We start from the raw sequence: 20348 nt of genomic DNA, 5'->3' as shown, positions 1-20348 counted from the left end.
TGCGGCTTCGCCGCTTACTGCACGGCCTTCGGCCGCCAAGCAGGCATCGCTTCGCTTGCCCCTGCGGCTTCGCCGCTGGTGGGGCGAGTTGGTTGTTCAGCGGCGTTTGCGGAGGGTCCAGCCTAGGAGGGCTCCTAGGCCGAACAGGCCTACGAAGGTCGCGTTGTTCGGTCTTCTCACGCGCACTTCTGGGCGGATGAGGGCTGGAGCGGGTGGGGCCGGGAGGGCTCGTCGTTCGTTCTCCGCTGCTGAAGCCGTCCATGCCGTGACGAAGAGGATGAAGCGGGACGTCAAGTAGGCGAAGACCAGCAGGCCGAGGATCGGGCCGAACGCGGCTGCCGCAGGAGAACCGGTGACGCTGCCCAGGTAGATCACGCCGACCTGCTTGAGGACTTCGAAGCCGACCGCGGCGAACAGGCCGCCCCACATCGCGCTGCGCAGCGTCACCGGGGTGCGCGGCAGCCTCGCCAGCACCCAGGTGAACACCAGCCAGCCCGCCAGCAGCGAAAGCAGGATCGTCAGCGCCGAGAGCACGATCCGCGCTGCCACGGTGTTGCCGATGCCCAGCAGCCCGAACAACGCGCGCCCCGCGCCACCGCCCATCGCGCTGAGCCCGAACGAGATCGCCATCGCCAAGCCCAAGCCGAGCAGCGACAGCAGATCCGAACCGAGCCGCTTGAGCATCGGCGGGGCCTGCTGGTCCTGGCTCCACTGCGCGGTCAACGCCTCGCGCAGGTTCGTCATCCACCCCAGCCCCGAATACAGGGCGACGAGCAGGCCGATGATCCCGACCGCGCCCGCCTGCTCGATCGCCTGCCCCACGACCTGGTTGAGCATGCCGCTCATCTGCGGGTCCGGGACCGCCTCGGTGATCGAGCGGCGCAGCTCGTCCAGCAGATCGGGATTGCCCCCGAGCACGAATCCGGCGACGGCGAAGGAGATCATCAGCAGCGGGACCAGCGCGAGCACGCTGAAGTAGGTGATCGCCGCGGCGTAGTAATCGCCGTACTGGTTCTGGTACCTCGCCGCCGCGCGGATCAGCCGATCCAGCCACGGGTGGTCCCGGCGCAGCCGCTGCAGCAGGCCGGAAGCGCCCTCACCGGGAGTGGCGCTGCGCGCCGGTTGACTGCGATCCGTCACGGATTCACCTCCAGGCCCATCCGGGACTGCCCCGAACGGGCCTGAGGCTACCGCCGAATGATCTCCTCAGCGCAGAGGCGGCAAGAAGCCGACGCGCTCGTAGGTGGTCCGCAGCGTCTCGGCGGCCACCTCCCGCGCGTGCTCGGCCCCGCGGCGCAGCACCTTGTCCAGCTCCGCCGGATCCGCCAAGTAGCCGTTGACCTTCTCCTGGAACGGCGTCGCGAACTCGACGAAGGTCTCGCCGACGGCCTTCTTCAAATCGCCGTACCCCTTGCCCTCGAACTCGGCCTCCAGCTCGGCGATGGAGCTGCCGGTGAGCGAGGACTGGATCGCCAGCAGGTTGCTCACGCCCGCCTTGTTCTCCGGGTCGTAGCGGATCTCGCGCTCGTTGTCGGTGACCGCGGAACGGATCTTCTTCGCGGAGCGCTTCGGCTCCTCCAGCAGATCGATGACGCCGCTCGGCTGCGACTTGCTCATCTTCGCCGACGGGTCCTGCAAGTCCTGGATCTTCGCGGCCTCCTTCGGGATGTGCGCGGAAGGCACGGTGAAGGTGTCGCCGTAGCGGGAGTTGAACCGCTGCGCCAAGTTGCGGGTGAGCTCCAGGTGCTGGCGCTGGTCCTCGCCGACGGGAACCTGGTTCGCCTGGTACAGCAGGATGTCCGCGGCCTGCAGCACCGGGTAGGTGAACAGCCCGACGCTGATGTGGTCGGCGTCCTGGCGGGCCGACTTGTCCTTGAACTGCGTCATCCGCCCGGCCTCGCCGAATCCGGCGAGGCACTCCAGCACCCAGCTCAGCTGTGCGTGCTCGGGCACGTGGCTCTGCACGAACAAGGTCGACGCGTCCGGGTCGATCCCCAGCGCGAGCAGTTGCGCCGCGGACACGCGGGTGCGCTTGCGCAGCAGCTCCGGGTCTTGCGCGACGGTGATCGCGTGCAGGTCGACGACGCAGTAGAAGGCGTCGTGGTCGGCCTGCATCCGCACCCAGGACCGCAGCGCGCCCAGGTAGTTGCCGAGGTGGAAGGAGTCGGCGGTGGGCTGGATGCCCGACAAGACGCGGGGACCGCGTCCCGTCGCCGAGTCGCCTGCTGCGGAAGTACGCGGGCTCTGGGTGGCCGAGTCGTCGCTGCTCACCCGTTGATTCTCGCAAGGCCCACCGGGTCGGGGGGACCGGGTCGCGCACATCGGCGGCGAGAACGCCGCGCGGTCAGCTCTTGCGCTGGTTCTCGGGCTGGATCTCGATCTTCTTGCGGCGGAGCACACCGGCGAGCATGCCCACGACGCCGAAGCCGATGGCGGCGAGCCCGACCGGGGCCGTCGCGACTTCGAAGAAGTTGTCCTGCGCGAGGATCCGGCCGCTGCCCGCGGCTTGCGCCGTCGCGGTGCCCAGGACCGTGGTGGCCATCAACAGCCCCAGCACCAATCCTCGCGTGGTCATGCGAGCAAATCGGCTACGCACGAGCGTTGCCTCCCTTAACGGTTAACCCGTACGGGTCATCAGACTCTCGACCCGGTTGCGGACCGTACCGATCGCGAGTGAACACCACGATCGCGTTGCGTAAACCGGTCACAACGCAGAGATCCTATTTACCCCCCGAAGCGTGGCCGCAGCGGGTACCCGAAGCGGCGATCATCACTGATCGCAGCTGGTGAGCCGGACTTGCTCGCACGATGCGATGAATTAACACGATTCGGCTGGTGACCAGTGCCATGTCGTGCAGAGCGGCAAGACTGGCAAGGGACTGGCTCTTCCGGCCCAGGAGCGGGCCCCGAATCGGCGGAGCACCCGACCGCACGCTCGGCGCCGGCCCGGCCCGGCGCGATCGGTTCTCGGCGTCCCGGCGACTCCGGCGATCACCGCGAGGCTCGGGAACGTCACCGGGAGCACACCCGATTGCGCCGGGTTACTCCTTTTCGCCCTACCCAAGTTCCCCGAACGGGCGGAGTATCCGACGATCATTCACTGATCGCTCGGTACGAGTGTGCCGTGGGAGGACACGTGTCACCACATCGATCGACACCGCGAATGCCCGGGAAGTACCTGCGCATCGCGGGTTCCGCGTTGGCGCTGAGCCTGCTGGTCCCGGCCGTCGCCGCCGTCCCGTCCACCGTTCCCGCGCCCAGCGCGACGGCCGCCGAAGCCGCGGCGCCCGCGCACTTCGTGGTGCTGGGACCGACGGGCGACGGACTCCGCACCACCGAGGACTCGGTGCGGGCCGTCGGCGGCACCGTGGTGCAGAGCTGGCCGCAGATCGGGGTGGTCGTGGCGACCTCCACCGATCCGGGCTTCGCCGCCGCCGTGCGCGCGCAGCCCGCGGTGGATCAGGCGGGCGCGAGCCGCAACCTCGCCGAACAACTGCCGCCCGCCCCGCCGAGCACCCGGCTGGAGACCTTGGAGGGCACCGCCGACGCCCGCCCCGCCGCGGTCGACGGGCAGGAGCCGCTGGAAGCCGACCAGTGGGACCTCCCGCTGATCAAGGCCGATCAGGCGCACGCGATCTCCCAGGGCAGCCCGGAGGTCACGGTCGGCGTGCTCGACTACGGCATCGACCCGGAACACCCCGACCTGAAGCCGAACCTGGACCTGGCGAAGTCGGTGAGCTGCGCCGAAGAGGGCATCCCGAACACCGCTGTGGAGGCGTGGGCGCCGGAGGACGACACCCAGGCGCACGGAACGCACGTGGCGGGCACGATCGCCGCGGCCCGCAACGGAGTCGGGGTCGCGGGGGTCGCGCCGGACGTCGGCCTCGCCTCGGTGCGGGTGATCGACGACGACGGGTTCATCTACCCCGAGTACGCGGTGTGCGGGTTCATCTGGGCTGCCGAGCACGGTTTCGACGTCACGAACAACTCGTACTTCGTCGACCCCTGGTACCTGTGGTGCGAGAACGATCCCGACCAGCGCGCGGGCGCCGAAGCGGTGCGCCGCGCCGTCGCCTACGCGGCGGGCCACGACGTGGTGAACGTGGCCGCGGCGGGCAACAGCGGGTGGGACCTCTCCCAGCCGATCCACGACACGAACAGCCCGAACAACGGCGGACCGGTGCAGGACCGGCGGACCGGGCACGACTGCACCGTGCTGCCGGGCGAGCTGCCCGGCGTGGTGACCACGTCCTCGGTGGGCGTGGACTCGGTGAAGTCGTACTTCTCCAACTACGGCCTGGGCTCGACGACGGTGACCGCACCGGGCGGCGACGCGAAGCAGCTCCCGCCGACGCCGTCGGCGAACGGCCGGATCCTCTCCACCGTCCCCGGTGGCGGCTGGGGCTGGATGCAGGGCACCTCGATGGCGTCTCCGCACGCGGCGGGCGTGGTGGCGCTGCTGCGCAGCACCCACCCGGAGTGGAACGCGCCGCAGACGACGGGCGCGCTGTCCGGCCAGGCGGACGCGCTGCCGTGCCCGACGGCCTACGACCCGGACGGCGACGGCAAGCCGGACGCGGTCTGCGCGGGCGGTGACACCGGTGCCGGCTTCTACGGCGCCGGGCTGATCGACGCCCTCGACGCGGTCGGCTGACCCGGAAGCCGGTGCGCCTTCCTCGCGGAGGGCGCACCGGTGCGCGGCCTCAGTCCGGGCGCACCGCTCCCGGCGCCACCCAGCCGCGCCGTTCGCCCTCGTCGATCAGCGCCCGCACCGCCGTCCACAGTGGAGTCGATGCTTCACCGATCACGGCTTTCCGCTCGCGCACGACGTCCGCGGTGACGCCGGGAGTGCGCCACGTCCCGCCCCCGGTGAGCCAGTTCAGCAGCAGCGGCTGCACCCGGTCGATCGCCTTGGCGAACCGCGCCTCCGGAGTGCGCCGGTCCTCGAACTCGTCCCACAGCTCGCGGAAGCGCCGCTCCTGGTCGTCGGGCAGCAACCCGAACAACCGGTCCGCGGCGGCTTCTTCGCGCTCCTGCTGGCTTTCCCGGCCTTCGTCGTCGTAGAGCGGGGTGTCCCCCGCGTAGATCTCGATCAGGTCGTGCACCACGACGAGCTCGATGGTGCGGCCGACGTCGATCGGCTCGTCGGAGTGCTCGGCCAGCACCGACACCATCAAGGCCAGGTGCCAGGAGTGCTCGGCGTCGTTCTCCCGCCGATCGTCCGCGGCCAGCGGCGACTGCCGGAGCACGGTCTTGAGCTTGTCCACCTCGGCCACGAACACCAGCTGCTCCCGCAGCCTCCCGACGACGGAGTCGGGCAACGGGCTGCGCTGGGCGATCAGTTCTTCTTCGGATTCCACCTGCTCAGATTGACCACCACCGGCACCCCGATCAACCGCTCGCACGATCCTCGTCCCGGATTCGGCCGCGCTACTCGCCGATCCGGCCGTCGATCCGTTCGCGCAGGAGATCGGCGTGGCCGTTGTGGCGGGCGTACTCCTCGATCATGTGCACGAGCAGTTCGCGCAGCGTCCGCACACCCCCGTCGTGCCCGACGAAGTCGAGGTCGGTCTCGGCCGCGAACCGCTCGGCGAACGCGACCTCGTCGCGCCAAGCCGCCCACGCCTCGTCCACCACGGCTCGGTCCGCCACGGCACCGTCGAAATCGCCGTCGGGTTCGGCGGCGGACTGGTAGCGGTTGGGCACGTCCTGACCGGCGAACCGGCGGCGGAACCAGCAGCGTTCCACGTCGGCCAGGTGCCGCAGCAGCCCGAGCAGCGACATGGTCGACGGCTCGACCGCGCGGCGGGCCAACTGCTCGGCGTCCAGCCCCTCGCACTTGAGCTGCAAGGTCAGCCGCTGGTAGCGCAGGTACTCCACGAGCGTCGACCGCTCGCCGCCCGGCGGCGCATCGCTGTCCCGAGGATCGACCGCCGGGTCGAGGAACATGTCGGCGCGGTGCTGCGACGTAGTCATACCGCGATCTTCACCACGGCCCACCCCCGCGGGCAACCGAATTTCCCCCGCGCACGACGGGTTCGGCCGGACTGGACGCTGGAGGAACGGATCAAGACGACGTGCTCAGAGCGTGCGCACAACGCGTCGATCTCGCCGCGGCTCGCTCCGATCAGCTCGTGCACGCCCGGCGCCTCCCGCCCTGGACGTGCCTGATCGGGACCTGTCGAGTCAGCACACCGCCCGCACGATCGGGCGCGGAGCGTCAGAGGTCGAAGGTCGCCGTGACCGGGGCGTGGTCGCTCCAGCGCTTGTCGTAGGACGGGGCCTTCTCGACCCAGGACTCGGTGGCCAGCTCGGCCAGGCCGGGGGTCGCGACCAGGTAGTCGATGCGCCAGCCGGAGTCGTTGTCGAAGGCCTTGCCGCGGTAGGACCACCAGGAGTACGGCCCCGGGCCTTCGGGATTGCGAGCGCGGAAGACGTCGACGTAGCCGAGTTCGTCGAAGACGCGGCTCATCCATTCCCGTTCCTCGGGCAAAAAACCCGCGGACTTCTGGTTGGCCTTCCAGTTCTTCAGGTCCACTTCGCGATGCGCGATGTTCCAATCCCCGCAGACGAGGACCTCCTTTCCCGCCTCACGTGCGCGCGTGCGCAGGGATTCGAGGTGGGGCAGGAATTCCGCCATGAACCGTTCCTTCTCGTCCTGGCGTTCCGTGCCCACCTCCCCGCTGGGCAGGTAGAGGCTGGCGACGACGAGTCCGGGGAGCTCGATCTCGGCGTAGCGCCCGCTGTCGTCGAATTCGGCGCTGCCGAAACCGATCCGCGAAGCCGAGGGTTCCGCGCGGGAGTACAGCGCGACGCCGCTGCGCCCCTTCGCCGAACTGGGCGCGAGCAGCGGGAACCAGCCTTCGGGCTCGCGGACGGCGGCCGTGAGCTGGTCCGGTTCGGCGCGGGTCTCCTGCATGCAGATGACGTCGGCCCGGGTTCCGGCCAGCCACTCGACGAATCCCTTTTTCGCGGCGGCGCGCAATCCGTTGACGTTGACGGTCGAGACGGTGAACACGACGATGAGCGTAACGATCGGTACCGACGAACCGACGTTGCGTTCGACGCGGCTCTGCGGGGACACTGCCTCGGATTGACGCGAACTGGGGAATCATCGAGATGTTGATCATGGCGTGCTCGACCTGCCGGAACGACCCACAACCTTCGTAGGTAGTGCGATGACATGGGCTAGACTGCCCTGTCGGGCAACGGGGCGTACCGGAGCCATGGCGATGTGTCGATGGAAACGACCGTGTGAAATGCGGGAGGTCTGGACGTGACCACGGATGGTGCCGCGACTGGCGGCCCCACCGCTCGTCGGCTGGTCCTGGGGAGCCAGTTGCGCCGGTTGCGCGAAGCCAGCGGCATTTCCCGCGAGGACGCCGGGTACGAGATCCGCGGCTCCGGCTCCAAGATCAGCCGCTTGGAGCTCGGCCGGGTCGGGTTCAAGGAACGCGACGTCGCCGACCTGCTGACCCTCTACGGCGTCACCGACGAGTCCGAGCGCGGGTCCTTCCTCGAACTCGTCCGGCAGTCCAACCAGCCCGGCTGGTGGCACCGCTACAGCGACCTGGTCCCGTCGTGGTTCCAGGACTACGTGGGACTGGAGGAATCCGCTTCCCGGATCCAGACCTACGAGATCCAGTTCGTGCCCGGCCTGCTGCAGACCGAGACCTACGCGCGGGCGATCTCCAGCCAGGGCAGGCCGGAGGCCGTCGAGGACGAGGTGGAGCGCCGCGTCCGGCTCCGGATGCACCGGCAGCGGCTGTTCACCCAGCCGAACGCCCCGCGGCTGTGGGCGGTCATCGACGAGTCGGTGCTGCACCGGCCGATCGGCGGGGTGGAGGTGCTGCGCGAGCAGATCGATCACCTGCTCGAGGTGATCAAGCTGCCCACCGTCTCGCTGCAAGTGCTGCCGCTCGACCTGGGCCGGTCCGGGGCCGAGGGAGCGTTCACCATCCTGCGGTTCGCCGAGCAGGAGATCCCGGACATCGTCTACCTCGAACACCTCTCCGGCGCGCTGTACTTGGACAAGCCGGAAGACGTGGAGTTGTACAGCAAGGTGAGTCACCGGCTCGCGGTCGATGCGCAGACCCCCGAAGCGACCCGGAAGACCCTGCACGCCGCCCGCAAGGCGCTCCACAAAGAGATTTAGGTCACATTTCTCCGAAGAGTGTTACGCGCCGGATCCCGATGGCGCGTCGCGCACACCGCCGTAAGCAGGATTAATCTGCGATTGCGGTGACGGGACTTCGGCTCCGCGTGATCATTCATGCGCGGAACGTCACCGACCCTGGCTCCCGTGCGTCTGCACGTGCATTCATCATTCCAACGTTCAGTGATACGGTCCTTGCACGATCGAATGCACGTGCAGTTGGTCGTTGCAAGCAAGTCGGGGAAAGGCTGGGACCTTCGATGCCGGAGATCCGAAACGGAATGACCGCAGGACACCTGCCCGACGCCGCCTGGCGCAAGAGCGCCTACAGCGGCTCGGTCGGCAACTGCGTGGAGCTGGCCTCCCTGCTGGACGGGGAGATCGCCGTCCGCAACTCGCGCTACCCCGACGGTCCCGCGCTCATCTACACCCGAGACGAGATCGCGGCCTTCCTGTCGGGGGCCAAGGACGGCGAGTTCGATGACCTGATCGTCTAGCCCCCTTTCGCGCTCTCACCAGCATTCGACCAGCGTTCGCGCATAACCCTCGGTGGCGTCATGAAAGACATAACGGACGGCTTGCAGGCACTCATCGCCCGCGACTTCCACTTCGCGCACCCCCGTGACTCGAACGGCACGTTGATCGCCGTAGTCGGCATCCGGGTGCACCACGGCGTGATCGACATCGTTCAGCTCTACGACGAGGACGACGCCGACGCAGCCCGCATCCCGGGCGATGAACCCGACGTGCTGTTCCCCAAGACGGTGCTGTGGCGGACCACCGGCTCCTCCCGCGACGTCATCGAAGCAGCGCTGGCACTGGAAAACCCGGAACCGGAGCGGGCCGCCCCCTCCAAAGGCTGCTGGGTTCCCACTCACGCCGGGCGATCCGCCTGGCTGGCCGCTTCGGCCTGATCCGGCTTCGCCCGGCGTTTGAACCCCGCACCACCCCCGTCCCGGTGCGGTCGAACGCGCTGGCCGTGCCCCCGAACCGCCCGAACTCGAGCGGAACAGCGGTCGGCGCGTAGCTCTCCGCGGGACCGCTCGCCGGTCCCGCTCCCCCGCCGCGTGGCGCGGCCGGTCGGGCACCTACCGGCCGCGCCCTGCAGCGCGGGCCATCCCCCTCTTCCCGCGCGATGCCCCCGGACCACGTGCTCCCGGCCGTGCCGGAACCCCGCCTCGGCGGATCGGCCGAGGCCGCCGCGCCACCTCGAGCAACCCCGCCGCTCCCGGCACGTCTGACGGAGCAGAAAGGCGTGCGCTCGGAACACGGCCCCGCACTGCCTGATATCCGGCCGAAGAGCCGATCCGCCCGGCTCACCGAGTCGGCGACGGTATTGAGGTACGCCGGCGGCCGCGCCGCGCGCCACGATGACGAGGAGGACCCGGTGCCCGGACGATGCCCGACTAGGAGCGGTGGGCTGATCGCCGACGGGATCAGCAAGGAGTTCGGGGTGCCCGGCCGCCCCGTGCTGCGAGGAGTGGACCTGCGGGCGTCGCCCGGGCACTGCACAAGCGTGCTCGGCCCGGCGGGTTCCGGAAAATCGGTGCTGCTGCGGTGCCTGGCCGGGCTGGAGCGCCCCACGCACGGCACGGTCCGGATCGCCGGAACCGACCTGGGAACGCTCGACGAAGCGGCCCGCACCGAATTCCGCCGGGAGCGGATCGGGATCGTGTACCCGCAGGGAAATCTGCTGCCCGTGCTGACCGTGCTGGACAACCTTCTGCTGCCGCTGGACACCGCCGGGCGGCGCGCGGATCCGGAACTGCTGGACCGCGCGCTGGACGCGCTGGACGTGCGCGAGCTGCTGGGGCGGAGTTCGCAGTCGCTCACCCGTGCCGAGCAGCAGCGCGTGGCCCTGGCGCGAGCGGTGGTGCAGCAGGCCGACCTGCTGCTGGCCGACGAGCCGACCGCCGGGCTGGACGCGGTCAACGGCCGGCACTTGCTGCGGCTGCTGCGGCGCTGTTGCAACGAGTTCGGCCTGCCGGTCGTGCTGCTGTCCACCGATCCGGCAGCCGCCGCCTACGCCGATCGGCTCATCGCCCTGCACGACGGGCGAGTAGTGCAGGACAAGGAGCGTCCCGGGGACTGCTGGTGCGAGCCGCGGGAGGCTCGGGCCGAGCACATCGCCTGAACCGCTGCCCCCCACACCGGCAACGGCGGATGCGATCATGGTGCGTACGCGGAGCGCCGCGCGGCGCCCGCGCTGCCCACCGAACACCGCGCCCGGTGGCCCGACAGCCCCGCCACCCGGGTCGATCCACCGATCCCCGGCGAGCGGAGCACGGTGCGATTCTTCGAGCGCGCAGAACGAGAGCGTGTCGATGTCTGAACCGGAAGTCGAACCCGTCCGGGTCCGCGACCTGATCGTCCGGCCGCTCGGCTCGACGGTGTTGATCTTGCATTCCGCCGGCAACGACGAGACCGAGCGGCGGGTGTTCGCCACGGTCCAGGTCGCGCCCGGTGACGGACTCGTGCTGGCCTCTGCGGACGCCGTCCGCGGCAACGGTTTCCGCACCGCGCTGCGGCACGCCTGCCGGATGGCGCTCACCGCCGCCGGCCGTTCCCGTCCGTCCGATTCGGACTCACCCCGGTTGTGGCTGGCGGTCTCCAGATCGGGCCGGTCGGACGGTCGCGGCCGGTCGACGGCGCAAAAGCTCGCGCGGGAGTTCAGCGCCGACGTGTTCGCCCCGGACGGGCCGGTCACCTTCGTGGTCGGCGGGTCGATCTTCACCGGAACCGATCACCACGGCTGGGTGCGGTTTCCGAGTGGTGGGCCAGGCGAGCTGCACAGCGCCCGCTACCCCCAGCCGCCGTGGGAGCCGCTGCTGCCGCGCGGCGTCGTGCACGACGGTGGCTTGCACACCAAGCCGGTACCCGCCGGGCTGGCCGCGGCGGCGTCCGAAGAGGCCGCCGCAGAGGAGATCTCGCACGCGGTGGCGGTGTCCGCCGAGCACCCGCGGGTGGTGCTCGGCTCCCCCGGAGGGCCACCGATCGCCGCGCACCAGGTGGCGGCGCTGCTGCGGCGGTTCCCAGGGTCCGTGCGGGAGCGGATGCAGCTGGTGCCCGCCTCCCCGGAGACCGCTTCCCCGCAGTGGTTGGGCAGGCTCGCCTCGCTCGTCGGGCAGGACGTCGTCGCGGCGACCGGGTTGATCCGGCACGGCGGGCACTCCGAGTTCACCTTCGTCCCCGACGAGAGCGGGAACCCGGTGTGGCGACCGCTGCCCGCGCTGCTGCGGTACTCACCGGACGGACAGGTGACACCGGTGCTGGCGGGACCGGCGCCGCAGGGCTGGCTCCCGGCCGGTCCGACGCGTTTCCGGTGGGGGGCGATGACCGAACCGCAGCCGACGCCGCACGAGATCGTCGCCAAGGCGGTGCCCGCGGGGCTCGCGCTGCTGCCCGCCCCGAGGGCCGCGATCACGGGTTCGGCGGATCGGCTGGCGCACGAACCGGACCGGCTGACCGTGACGGTGGGCTGGCCGTGCACTCCGCTGCCCGAAGGAATGCCGGTCGCGTTGCACCGGCTGCTGTCCGGGTTGGACGCGGAGCAACTGGAGCGGGTGCGGGTGCTGGTGCTGGGCATCGCCGCAGAGGCGGTGCGCGAACAGCTCCGCACGGCGGCCGGTCAGTTGGCGGGCCGCGTGCACTTCCCCGCCGTGCTGCCCGCCGGTGCGGGAGCGGAGACGAGCGCCGCGGCCGAGTTCGGTCCCGGCCCGGCCGAGACCGAGCCGAGCGCGCAGAACGCACCGGCCGCGGCGGAGCCGACCCAGGGTCCAGCGCCGGAGGCCGCCACCACCGGCGAAGTCCGGGATCCCGAGGCCGATGCGGCCGATGCCCTCTCCGCACCGGAGGCAGCCGGGACGCAGGCGGCAACCGCGCCGGAGGCGGCGTCCACCCCCGAGCAGACCGGCGAAGCAAGCCAGGAACCGGACGAGAACACCCCTGGATCCGCCGTCTCGCGGTTCACATCGGACGGTTCGGCGAGCGGGAACGCCAGCGAGCCCGGCGATCCGCCCGCGGCGATGCACGCGGACGCCACCACCAGGATTCCGATCGTCGGCCTGTCGCCCGTCACCACGGAGCTCTCCGCTCCGGTCACGGCACGACCGGAACCCGAACAGCACGTCCAGCGGCAGTCCGGCGGGGCCGGGCCGGTCTCCGCCTCGGGACTTCCCAAGCGGCAACCGGGCGCCTCCGCGCTGTCCCGGCGGTCGGCGCAGCGAAGGGCCGAGCTGGCCGCGGCGAAGCAGGCCGAGGGCCAGGCCCCGCGACTCGCCGCCGCGACCGCCACCTCCGCCGACGCCCCCACCCAGTCCACATCGGACGAACCTGGGATCGCCCCGGCGGAGCGCACGTTGCGTCTGTCCGCGGCAGCATTCCGCAAGCGGTCCCGGCGGGCCATCCCCGAGCAGCGGGCCGCCCTGGTGCCCGCCCCGGCGCTGCCGCCGTTCCTCGCCGAACGGCCCAGCACCGAGCTGCAGCGCGCCACCTTCGCCCGGCGGGCCGGGTCCGATTTCGAGACCTCGCTGACAGCCGTGCGCGCCGCGCTCACCGCCTCCCCCGGACTCCGCGCGCGGCAACCGGAAGAAGCCGAAGCGGACCTGGTCGCCGTGCACCTCTACCTCGGCCCCGGGGAGTTCGGCGCGGTGGCGGTCAACCGCGTGCTGCGGCGCCCGGAACGGGACGAGTCCGGTGAGCAGGCCGCCTGCCTGATGTCCGGGCTGCGCCGGTTCCCGGCGCGCAGCGGCCCGGTGCACCGGCTGCTGAGCCTGGACGAAGTGGACGCCTACGAACCGGGGATGGTGCTGTCCGAAGCGGGATTCCTCAGCGCGAGCACCGAGCAGGTCACCGCCGACGGGTTCGCGCAGGTGCTGATCTGGTCGCGGGGAGCCCGCGGGCTGTCGGCGTTCCAGAGCCCCGACGCTCCGGAGGAAGCGGTCTTCCCCGCCGGTGGGCGGTTCGTCGTGCTCGACGTGGACCGCGGAGCCGACGGACCTGCGCTGCTGCTGCGCGAACTGGACTCGGCGGAGGTGCTCGGCTCCACCGGCGACACCGGTTCCGAGCTGCTCCCCCCGCTGCGCCGGGCGCTGGCGCGGATCCGCCGGGTGAACGCCCGCACGGCCACCGGTGACGCGCTCGCGCGGATCACCGAGCCGGTGGGCCTCGTGCCCGGGGACCTGCCGGAGCCGGTGCGGAGCTGAGCGGCCCGGTGAGCCCCGGCGCCTGCCGCCGAACCGGCCGCCCGGCGCCACCGCGTCCGGGAGCCGACGAGCGCGCGGTCCCTCCTCGCAGGGAAATCCCCCGAGAGCCCGGCGCGAGCCTGCCCACCGCGCCACCGGGAAACCCGACGCCCGGACGTCCCGCACCTCACGACACCACCCCTGAGCTGCGAGGACGACGTCCCGCGCCGCCGCTTCCGCGAGCGTTCCGGATGCCGTGAGCCGTCCGGTCGCGGGTCGTACCGGCGCGCATCCGATGATCACTGCGAGTCGGCGCAGCACGGCTCGCGTCACCGGTCCGGTGCTACTGTTCTTCTCAGTGCACACCCAGCGGAGCCGCGGTCGGCGCTGATCCGGGCGAACGCGAGCCCCCATCGAGGCCAACGTCGGCGATGGCCCAGCGATCTGGCCGTTCGTCGGCCCGCCCCGGAACGCGGGCGGCGCCGAACCGGCGCACGGGTCCCCGACCGGCCGGACTCGTCGACGGATCGGCGCGGCGGACTCGCCGCGCGAACGGACCGGCAGCGGACCTCCGAGCGTGGAGAACGAGAGCGAATCGATGCCAGACCCCGAATCCGGGACCACGCGGGTTCGCGACCTGATCGTGCGGTCGCACGGCTCGACCGTGCTGATCGTGCGCAGATCCACTGCGGACGAGGAGAGCGCCGGGCTGTTCGGCGCCGTTCCGATCGCCCCCGGTGACGGCCTCGTGCTGGCCTCCCCGGCCGTCGCCCAGGCCAGCGGATTCCGCACCGCGCTGCGCCAGGCATGCCGGTCGGCGCTGGCCGCGGCGCAGCGGACGCGCCGCAACTCCCTCGAACGCCCCAGGCTGTGGCTGGCAGTCCCCGCGCTCGGGGAACGGGCGCGCGGCCGCTCGGCGGCCCAGAAGCTCGCCCGCGAGTTCCCCGCCGATATCTACGCTCCGAGCGGCTCGTTCAGCCTGGTGGGCGGGGGCTGCGTCTACACCGGGGACGACGACCACCGCTGGATGCGGTTCACAGGCAACGGTCCCGGCGAACCCCACGGCACCCGCTACCCCCGGCCGGAGTGGGAGGAACGGCTTCCCCGGACCTCCGGCTACGACGGCAACCTGCACGTCCGCCCGGTGCCCGCGGGGCTGGCGGCGGTCCCGGACGGGGCCGTCCCGCTGCTCGACGTCGCCCGGTGGACCCCGGTTTCCTTCGCCCACCCGAGGTTGGTGCTCGGTGGCCGGGCGATGGTGCCGCCCCAGGCCGCGGCGCTGCTGCGTCGATTCCCGGAAGCGATGCGGGTGCGGATGCAGATCGTGCCGCTGGACCAGGGGATCGCGTCCGGCCGGTGGCTGACCGAACTCGCGCGAATGATCGGGCACGACGTGGTCGCCGCGATCGGCCCCCTCCAGCACGGCGGCGGCGCGGAAGCGGCCCACCTCACCGATGAGCTGGGCAACCCGGTGTGGCGCCCGTTCGTCGCCGCCCTCCGCTGCTCGCCGGACGGCAGCGCCGTCGCCGTCCAGGCGAATCCGGCGCCGCGCGGCTGGTTGCCTGCCGGACCGCTCGGGTTCCGCTGGAGCGGTTCGCCGGAGGCGCAGCCGACTCCGCACGAGATCATCGCCAAGGTGGTGCCCGCCGGGTTGGCACTGGTGCCCGCGAGCAAGGCCGCGTCCGCCTCTTCGGCGGATCGGCTCGCGTTCGAGCCGGATCGGCTGACGGTAACCGTCGGCACGCCCTGCACGCCGCTTCCCGACGGGGCGCCGCTCGCGCTGAACCGCCTCCTCGTCGGATTGGACCGCGAACAACTGGCGCGGGTGCGGATCCTGGTGCTGGGCATCGCCGACCGGGCCGCGCGCGGGAGGTTGCTGGCGGCGGCCGGTGAACTGCGCGGTCGGGTCGCGTTCCCCAGGGCGCTCTCCGCGACGGTGGCGCAGGAGGAACCCGCCACCTTGCGCGTCCGCGCTCCGCACGCTGCGGGCGGACATGCCGCGCCGCCCCTCACGACGTCGAGCGGGCCGGTTGCGACCGAGTCCACCCAGACCGTGCGGGTCGACGGCGCCACCATCAGGGTCGCCCTCGGCACGGCGGTCACCGCTCCCGGCACCGCCGCAGCGGCGACCGCCGAAGCCACCGGCGTCGCGAAGACCGGGGCAACCGGGTCCAGCGCCACCGCGGCCGACACCTCCGGCGCCGCCGAAGCCGGAGCCCCCGTTCCCGGGATCGCCACGGCCGACAACCCCGTGATCGCTGAAGCCGGAGCCACCGTCTCCGGGGACGCCGGTTCCGAAGCGGCCGAGGCCGTGGCCGGGAAAACCGATGCGGGCGGAGCGGACACCGGCGGCACCGCGCCGGAAACCGGGGCCGCACCAGCGGACCTCACGACGACCGACCGCGCGGCGGTGACGGCCGATGCGGTGCCGGGTAGCGGCGGCGCAGCCGAGCACGGTGACCGCGAGGCCACCACCGCACCGGCCGTCGGCACGGCGGAAGTCGCGGACACCGACACCGCACCGGCAACGGGAGAGGCGTCCGGGCGCGCGGACACGTCGGGAGCTGCGGGCACCGCCGCAACCGTGGACTCGTCGGGATCGGAGCGCACCGCCGGAGGCGAGGACTCCTCGGAAGCCGACGCCGCGACCGATGCGACCGATGCGGCCGACCGCGCGGAGGACTCCGGGGCGAAGACCGCGGTGGCGGGAGCGCAAGCACCTGTTCGAGCGGTCGAGAAGACCGTCGCTTCGGCGGCGGTGGCACCGGTGGCGACGACTGGGAGCGGGCCCGCCACCAAGGTCGCGAAGCAGGAATCCTCAACGACGGCAACGGTCTCGATGGCCGTCGTCGAGTCCGGCGAAGCGACCGCGCAGGCCGACGGCACGGCCTAGGAGATCCCGGGCGATTTCTTGATCGTTGTCCCGTCAGCGGCGAAGTCGCTGACGGGACAACCGAGCACCCGGCACCGCAGCGGGTTCTCAGCCGTCTGCTCGCGAGGACGGCGGGGAGACGGCTGAGGTTCCGCAGCCCAGGCCGAAAAGGATCCGGCGGGGCCGAGGATCAGACCAGGGAGATGTCGAGGTCTTCGGCCTTGAGGATCGTCAGGTCGTCCGGCAGGGTGGACACGTCCGCGGCGAGCCGGGACGCCTGCCGGTCGGTCATCGCCTCGAACACGCGGCGAGCCGTACGGCCGTTGCCGAAGGTGCCGTCCTTGGGGATGCCCTCGAAGTACTCCAGCAGCACCCCGACGGCGTCCTCGTCGAGCTTGTAATCGTGCTTGCGGCACTGCGTCTCGACGATCGTGACCAGTTCCTCCGGCGAGTAGTTCGCGAACTCGATGGTCCGGCTGAACCGGGATTCCATGCCGGGGTTGGCGCTGAGGAAGTCCTGCATCTCCTTCGAGTAGCCGGCGGCGATCACCACGACGTCGTCGCGGTGGTCCTCCATCAGCTTCACCAAGGTGTCGATCGCTTCCCGGCCGAAGTCCGGCCCGCTGCCGCCGCGACCGGAGCTGAGCGTGTACGCCTCGTCGATGAACAGGACGCCGCCGAGCGCGGTGTTGAACGCCTCGGTGGTCTTGATCGCGGTACCACCGATGATCTGCGCGACCAGGTCGGCCCGCGCCACCTCGATGAGGTGGCCGGAGCGCAGCACGCCCAGTTCAGCGAGGATCTGGCCGTAGATCCGGGCGACCGTGGTCTTGCCGGTGCCGGGCGCTCCGGCGAAGACGAGGTGCCGGGCCATCGGCGGCGCCGACAGGCCCGCGTCGACCCGCCGCTTGGCCATCTTGTTCAGGTTGACCAGCGAGTTCACCTCCCGCTTCACGCCGTCCAGGCCGACGAGCCGGTTCAGCTCGCCGAGCGGGTCGGAACCGCTGGGCGCCCGGTCGCGGGTCTCCTGGGAGGGCTGGTCCGCGGGCGGGTCGGCCGGGGCGGACGCGGAGCTGCCGTAGGCGTCCTGCGCGCCGTTGCCACCGCTGATCAGATTCTCGACGGTGATCTTCGCGCTCGGCTTGAGCTGGCGGACACCGCTGCCCCGGTTGTCGCGGACCGTGCAGCCGGACAGCTGCACCGAGTCCTCGGTCTCCAGGTGCACGCCGTCGGAGGCGTTGCCGGTGAACTCCGAGTCGATGACGGAGCCGGAGGCGCCTTCGGCGAACCGGCAGCCCGTACCGCGGCTGCCGTGCACGCGGCACTTCTGCAGCGACACGTCGGCACCGGCTCCGGCGAGCACGCCGTCCCCCGCGGACTCGGTGATGTCGCAGTTGCCGAGCGACAGCGCGGCGCCGTTCACCGAGACCCCGGCGGCACCGGCGCGGCGAACGCTCAAGCCGCTGACGGCCGGCCGGGCTTCCCCGGTGACCTCCAGGCCGGCGTCGCCGGTCTGGTCGATCTCGACGTTCTCCAGCCGACCTCGCGCGCCGGTGTCGACGGCGATGGCCGCACCATCGCTGCCGACCACGCGCAGCCGCCTGAAGAACGGGTCGGAACCGTCGTCCACCCGGACACCGCTGGTGCAGGCCGACACCGTGGTCTGGTCGAACTCGGGAACGCTGCGCTCGGTCACGCCGATGCCGATTCCGTCCACATCGGACACTTCGCAGCGGCTGATCTCACCGGCGGCCCGACCGGCGAAGTGCAAGCCGCGGCCGCGCGAACCCTGCACGCGGCAGCCGCGCATGATCGGCGCGCAGTTCTCGGCGACGTAGATGCCTTCCGCCCCGGCCCGCTCGACCCGGCACTCCTCCAGCTGCACCGACTCGGAGCTGGCCAGGTAGAACCCGATGCCGCGGCTGTCGACGACGTTCAGGCGGGTGGCGGTGAGCTGGGCGTGCTGCTCGACCGCGATGGCGGGCTTCGAGGTGCCCGCGACGGTGGTGTCCTCGACGGTGATGCGGCCACGGCCGTTCAAGCAGATGCCGTTGCCCGCGGCTTCCCGCACCACGCAGGCCCGGACGGTCAGGCCCCCGCCATCGGCGACGACCACCGCGGAGGTGCCCAGTTCGAGCAGCTCGCAGGAGTCCAGCACGCCGCCCTGCGCGGCGGTGACCACGACGCCGGCGCCGACCTGGTTGCGGACCTTGCACTCGCGCATCAGGACGCTGCCGGCGTCCCGGGCGTAGATCGCCGCCCAGCCGCTGGCGCGCACCTCGCACTCGGTGAGGGTGAGCTGACCCGCGGTCGCGAGCACCGCCGGGTTCTCCCCGTCGATGGCGTCGACCGTCACTCCGGACAGCGCGGCGGAATCAGCGGCCAGCGCGACCGCTACGCCCTTGTGCGCGACGATCCGGACGGTGCCCGGCCCGTCCTCCGCGGTGATGGTGATGGCTTTGGTCAGCACCAGGTTCTCGGTGTAGCGGCCCGGCCCCACCACGATCACCGCACCCTCGGACGCGCTGTCGACGGCGTCGCCGATGCTCCGGTGCCCCTGGCCAGTGCCCTGGGTGACCATGATGACGTTCTGGCTCACGTTCCCGGTTCCTCCGTACTCACCGTGCGTACGACCGCCACGTCCCCGACGACCGGCTCCCGGCACCCCGCGCGGCGTGGTAGCACCCGATGCGGTCGGAATCGTGGTGCGCGACGGGGCGCCCCCGCGAATGCCCGCGTCCACCCTGTCGACGGGCGGTTCCGCGGTTCGCTGCGGCAATGCTCTCAGTCATAGCCGTTCTCACCGTCCCCGCGAAGCAGCGACCCCGGCGGACCGCTGATCCTGGGGACATCCTTCATGGGCCGCCTCGACGGCGCCCCCACGTCACAACGCTATCCGATCTCCGTGCGGACCGGTCCTTGGGCGGCGTCGTCCGGCGCGGACGCCAAGTGCTCGCGCAAGGCGTCCGCGGACAGCCGCATCGAAGCGGGCGAGTTCGGGTTCAGCAGCACGTCGACCCCGGTCTCCGGCAGCGCTTCGGCGATCTCGGCGGCGTGGGTGCCGCGCCAGTCGTCGGCCCCGACGCGGTCGCGGTGGATCGGCGCGGTGACCACCAGGACCGAAGGCACGCCGTCCGGGGCGCGGTCGACGACCGCGACGCCGTTCTCGTCGAGCGCGATCTCCAGCGCGGTGTCCTCCAGAACCGACAGCAGCGCGTCGGCGCCGTAGTCGTCGCGCACCATCAGGCGCAGCACCGCGTCCACCGGGTCGCTCGGAGAATCCGGGTTCATCGGCCGGTAACCGGGGTTGGCTTGGAAGCGGCCCCAGGAACCGTCCGGCCACATCGGCCAGCCGCCGAGCAGCACCTCGCCAGGGGGCTCGCTCTGCTCGTCCTCCGGCGTCCACGCCGGGTCGGTGAGCATCATCCAATCGGTCGGCGCCGATTCCCGGTCCGGTTCCGGCGCCGGTTCCGCAAGGGGTTCCTCGCTCATCGGGTTTCCTCCCCGTTCGGCTCCGCCTCGATCCGCCACGCCAGCAGCCGCAGGTCCTCGCCCGCCGCGGTGGGCAGGCTGGTGCGCGCCGAGGCGAGCTGCTCCGCCGACGGCTTCCGCGCGGACCGCACGAAGTTCGCCACCAGCCGCAACGAGCCGGGACTGCCCGGGTTGAACAGCACGTCGGTGCCGTCGGGCAGCAGGTCGACGAGGCCTTCGACGCCGGTGCGCCACCACGAGCCGACCTTGTCGGAGGCGAGGCGGTACGCCGGTGAGGTGGCGACCAGCAGGCAGGCGACGTCGTCGGGGGACCGGACCACCAGCGGCCCGCCGCCCGGACCCAACGCCACTTCGACCTCGCTGTCGCGCAGCAGCAGCCGCACCTGGTCCGGCTCCGCGCGGCGCGCGGTCAGCAGCCGGAACAAGCCGTCGAGCGGGTCGGCCGGGGCGTTCGGGTCGCTGGGCGCGTACTCGGGGTTGGCGCGGAACCGGCCCAGTTCACCGTCCTCGCCCACCGCCCACAGGCCCATGATGGACGCGAGCGGGGGTTCGGTCTCCTCCGCTGCCGGGGCCCAGCCCGGATCCATCAGCAGATACCAGTTCGAGTCGCCTTCACCGGTCTCGGGCGGCATGGTCATCCTCCTCA

Annotated in this window: 16 protein-coding genes; 7 read left to right on the top strand and 9 right to left on the bottom strand. The window is 71.6% G+C overall.

The window, feature by feature from the left end; genetic code table 11:
* Window positions 1-96: 96 nt before the first annotated feature.
* The 3 genes from yhjD to OOZ19_RS14865 form a co-directional block, all read right to left on the bottom strand.
* The gene (gene yhjD, locus OOZ19_RS14875; RefSeq protein ID WP_266090692.1) at window positions 97-1140 is read right to left on the bottom strand and encodes an inner membrane protein YhjD; all 1044 of its coding nucleotides are present in this window, start codon (window positions 1138-1140) and stop codon (window positions 97-99) included.
* A 66-nt stretch (window positions 1141-1206) separates the two neighbouring features.
* Window positions 1207-2190 (bottom strand): tryptophan--tRNA ligase, encoded by a 984-nt coding sequence (trpS, locus tag OOZ19_RS14870; RefSeq protein WP_266090699.1) that lies wholly within the window; start codon window positions 2188-2190, stop codon window positions 1207-1209.
* A 154-nt stretch (window positions 2191-2344) separates the two neighbouring features.
* The gene (locus OOZ19_RS14865; RefSeq protein WP_266090691.1) at window positions 2345-2575 is read right to left on the bottom strand and encodes a hypothetical protein; all 231 of its coding nucleotides are present in this window, start codon (window positions 2573-2575) and stop codon (window positions 2345-2347) included.
* Between the two features lie 588 nt (window positions 2576-3163).
* Here OOZ19_RS14865 and OOZ19_RS14860 point away from each other — a divergent pair.
* Window positions 3164-4654: a S8 family peptidase gene (locus OOZ19_RS14860; protein WP_266090690.1), complete on the top strand. Its 1491-nt coding sequence runs from the start codon at window positions 3164-3166 to the stop codon at window positions 4652-4654.
* Between the two features lie 49 nt (window positions 4655-4703).
* On the opposite strand, the gene OOZ19_RS14855 is transcribed toward OOZ19_RS14860, so the two are convergent.
* From OOZ19_RS14855 to OOZ19_RS14845, 3 genes are all read right to left on the bottom strand, one after another.
* Entirely contained in the window at window positions 4704-5360 is a 657-nt protein-coding gene (locus OOZ19_RS14855; RefSeq protein ID WP_266090689.1) for an HD domain-containing protein, read from the bottom strand.
* A 70-nt stretch (window positions 5361-5430) separates the two neighbouring features.
* The gene (locus OOZ19_RS14850) at window positions 5431-5949 is read right to left on the bottom strand and encodes a DinB family protein (RefSeq protein WP_416309435.1); all 519 of its coding nucleotides are present in this window, start codon (window positions 5947-5949) and stop codon (window positions 5431-5433) included.
* A 271-nt stretch (window positions 5950-6220) separates the two neighbouring features.
* Entirely contained in the window at window positions 6221-7018 is a 798-nt protein-coding gene (locus OOZ19_RS14845) for an exodeoxyribonuclease III (protein WP_266090687.1), read from the bottom strand.
* A gap of 258 nt (window positions 7019-7276) precedes the next feature.
* Between OOZ19_RS14845 and OOZ19_RS14840 the strand changes: the two genes are divergently transcribed.
* The 6 genes from OOZ19_RS14840 to OOZ19_RS14815 all read left to right on the top strand — a co-directional run bounded on the left by OOZ19_RS14840 (window position 7277) and on the right by OOZ19_RS14815 (window position 16231).
* Window positions 7277-8155 carry a Sco1979 family transcriptional regulator gene (locus OOZ19_RS14840; RefSeq protein WP_266090686.1) on the top strand — a complete coding sequence of 293 codons (879 nt, stop codon included), beginning with the start codon at window positions 7277-7279 and terminating at the stop codon, window positions 8153-8155.
* A 260-nt stretch (window positions 8156-8415) separates the two neighbouring features.
* Window positions 8416-8652, top strand: a complete 237-nt coding sequence (locus OOZ19_RS14835; RefSeq protein WP_184482649.1) for a DUF397 domain-containing protein — start codon at window positions 8416-8418, stop codon at window positions 8650-8652.
* A 60-nt stretch (window positions 8653-8712) separates the two neighbouring features.
* A complete protein-coding gene (locus tag OOZ19_RS14830; RefSeq protein WP_266090685.1) occupies window positions 8713-9069 on the top strand; it encodes a hypothetical protein in 357 nt (118 codons plus the stop codon).
* A gap of 473 nt (window positions 9070-9542) precedes the next feature.
* On the top strand, window positions 9543-10289 hold the full coding sequence (locus OOZ19_RS14825) for an ABC transporter ATP-binding protein (RefSeq protein ID WP_266090684.1): 747 nt from the start codon (window positions 9543-9545) through the stop codon (window positions 10287-10289).
* 190 nt (window positions 10290-10479) lie between these two features.
* A complete protein-coding gene (locus OOZ19_RS14820; protein ID WP_266090683.1) occupies window positions 10480-13359 on the top strand; it encodes a hypothetical protein in 2880 nt (959 codons plus the stop codon).
* A 577-nt stretch (window positions 13360-13936) separates the two neighbouring features.
* The gene (locus OOZ19_RS14815; RefSeq protein WP_266090682.1) at window positions 13937-16231 is read left to right on the top strand and encodes a hypothetical protein; all 2295 of its coding nucleotides are present in this window, start codon (window positions 13937-13939) and stop codon (window positions 16229-16231) included.
* A 169-nt stretch (window positions 16232-16400) separates the two neighbouring features.
* On the opposite strand, the gene OOZ19_RS14810 is transcribed toward OOZ19_RS14815, so the two are convergent.
* The 3 genes from OOZ19_RS14810 to OOZ19_RS14800 form a co-directional block, all read right to left on the bottom strand.
* Window positions 16401-18809, bottom strand: a complete 2409-nt coding sequence (locus tag OOZ19_RS14810; RefSeq protein WP_266090681.1) for a right-handed parallel beta-helix repeat-containing protein — start codon at window positions 18807-18809, stop codon at window positions 16401-16403.
* Between the two features lie 293 nt (window positions 18810-19102).
* Window positions 19103-19702 (bottom strand): type VII secretion system-associated protein, encoded by a 600-nt coding sequence (locus OOZ19_RS14805; RefSeq protein ID WP_266090680.1) that lies wholly within the window; start codon window positions 19700-19702, stop codon window positions 19103-19105.
* Window positions 19699-20340 carry a type VII secretion system-associated protein gene (locus tag OOZ19_RS14800; protein ID WP_266090679.1) on the bottom strand — a complete coding sequence of 214 codons (642 nt, stop codon included), beginning with the start codon at window positions 20338-20340 and terminating at the stop codon, window positions 19699-19701. Before OOZ19_RS14800 ends, OOZ19_RS14805 begins: the two co-directional genes overlap by 4 nt.
* Window positions 20341-20348 lie beyond the last annotated feature (8 nt).

It is taken from the genome of Saccharopolyspora sp. NFXS83, from assembly GCF_026241095.1.
Lineage (GTDB): Bacteria > Actinomycetota > Actinomycetes > Mycobacteriales > Pseudonocardiaceae > Saccharopolyspora_C.
Note: the sequence above shows the minus strand (reverse complement) of the source record. Positions and strands in the feature narration are given on the sequence as shown.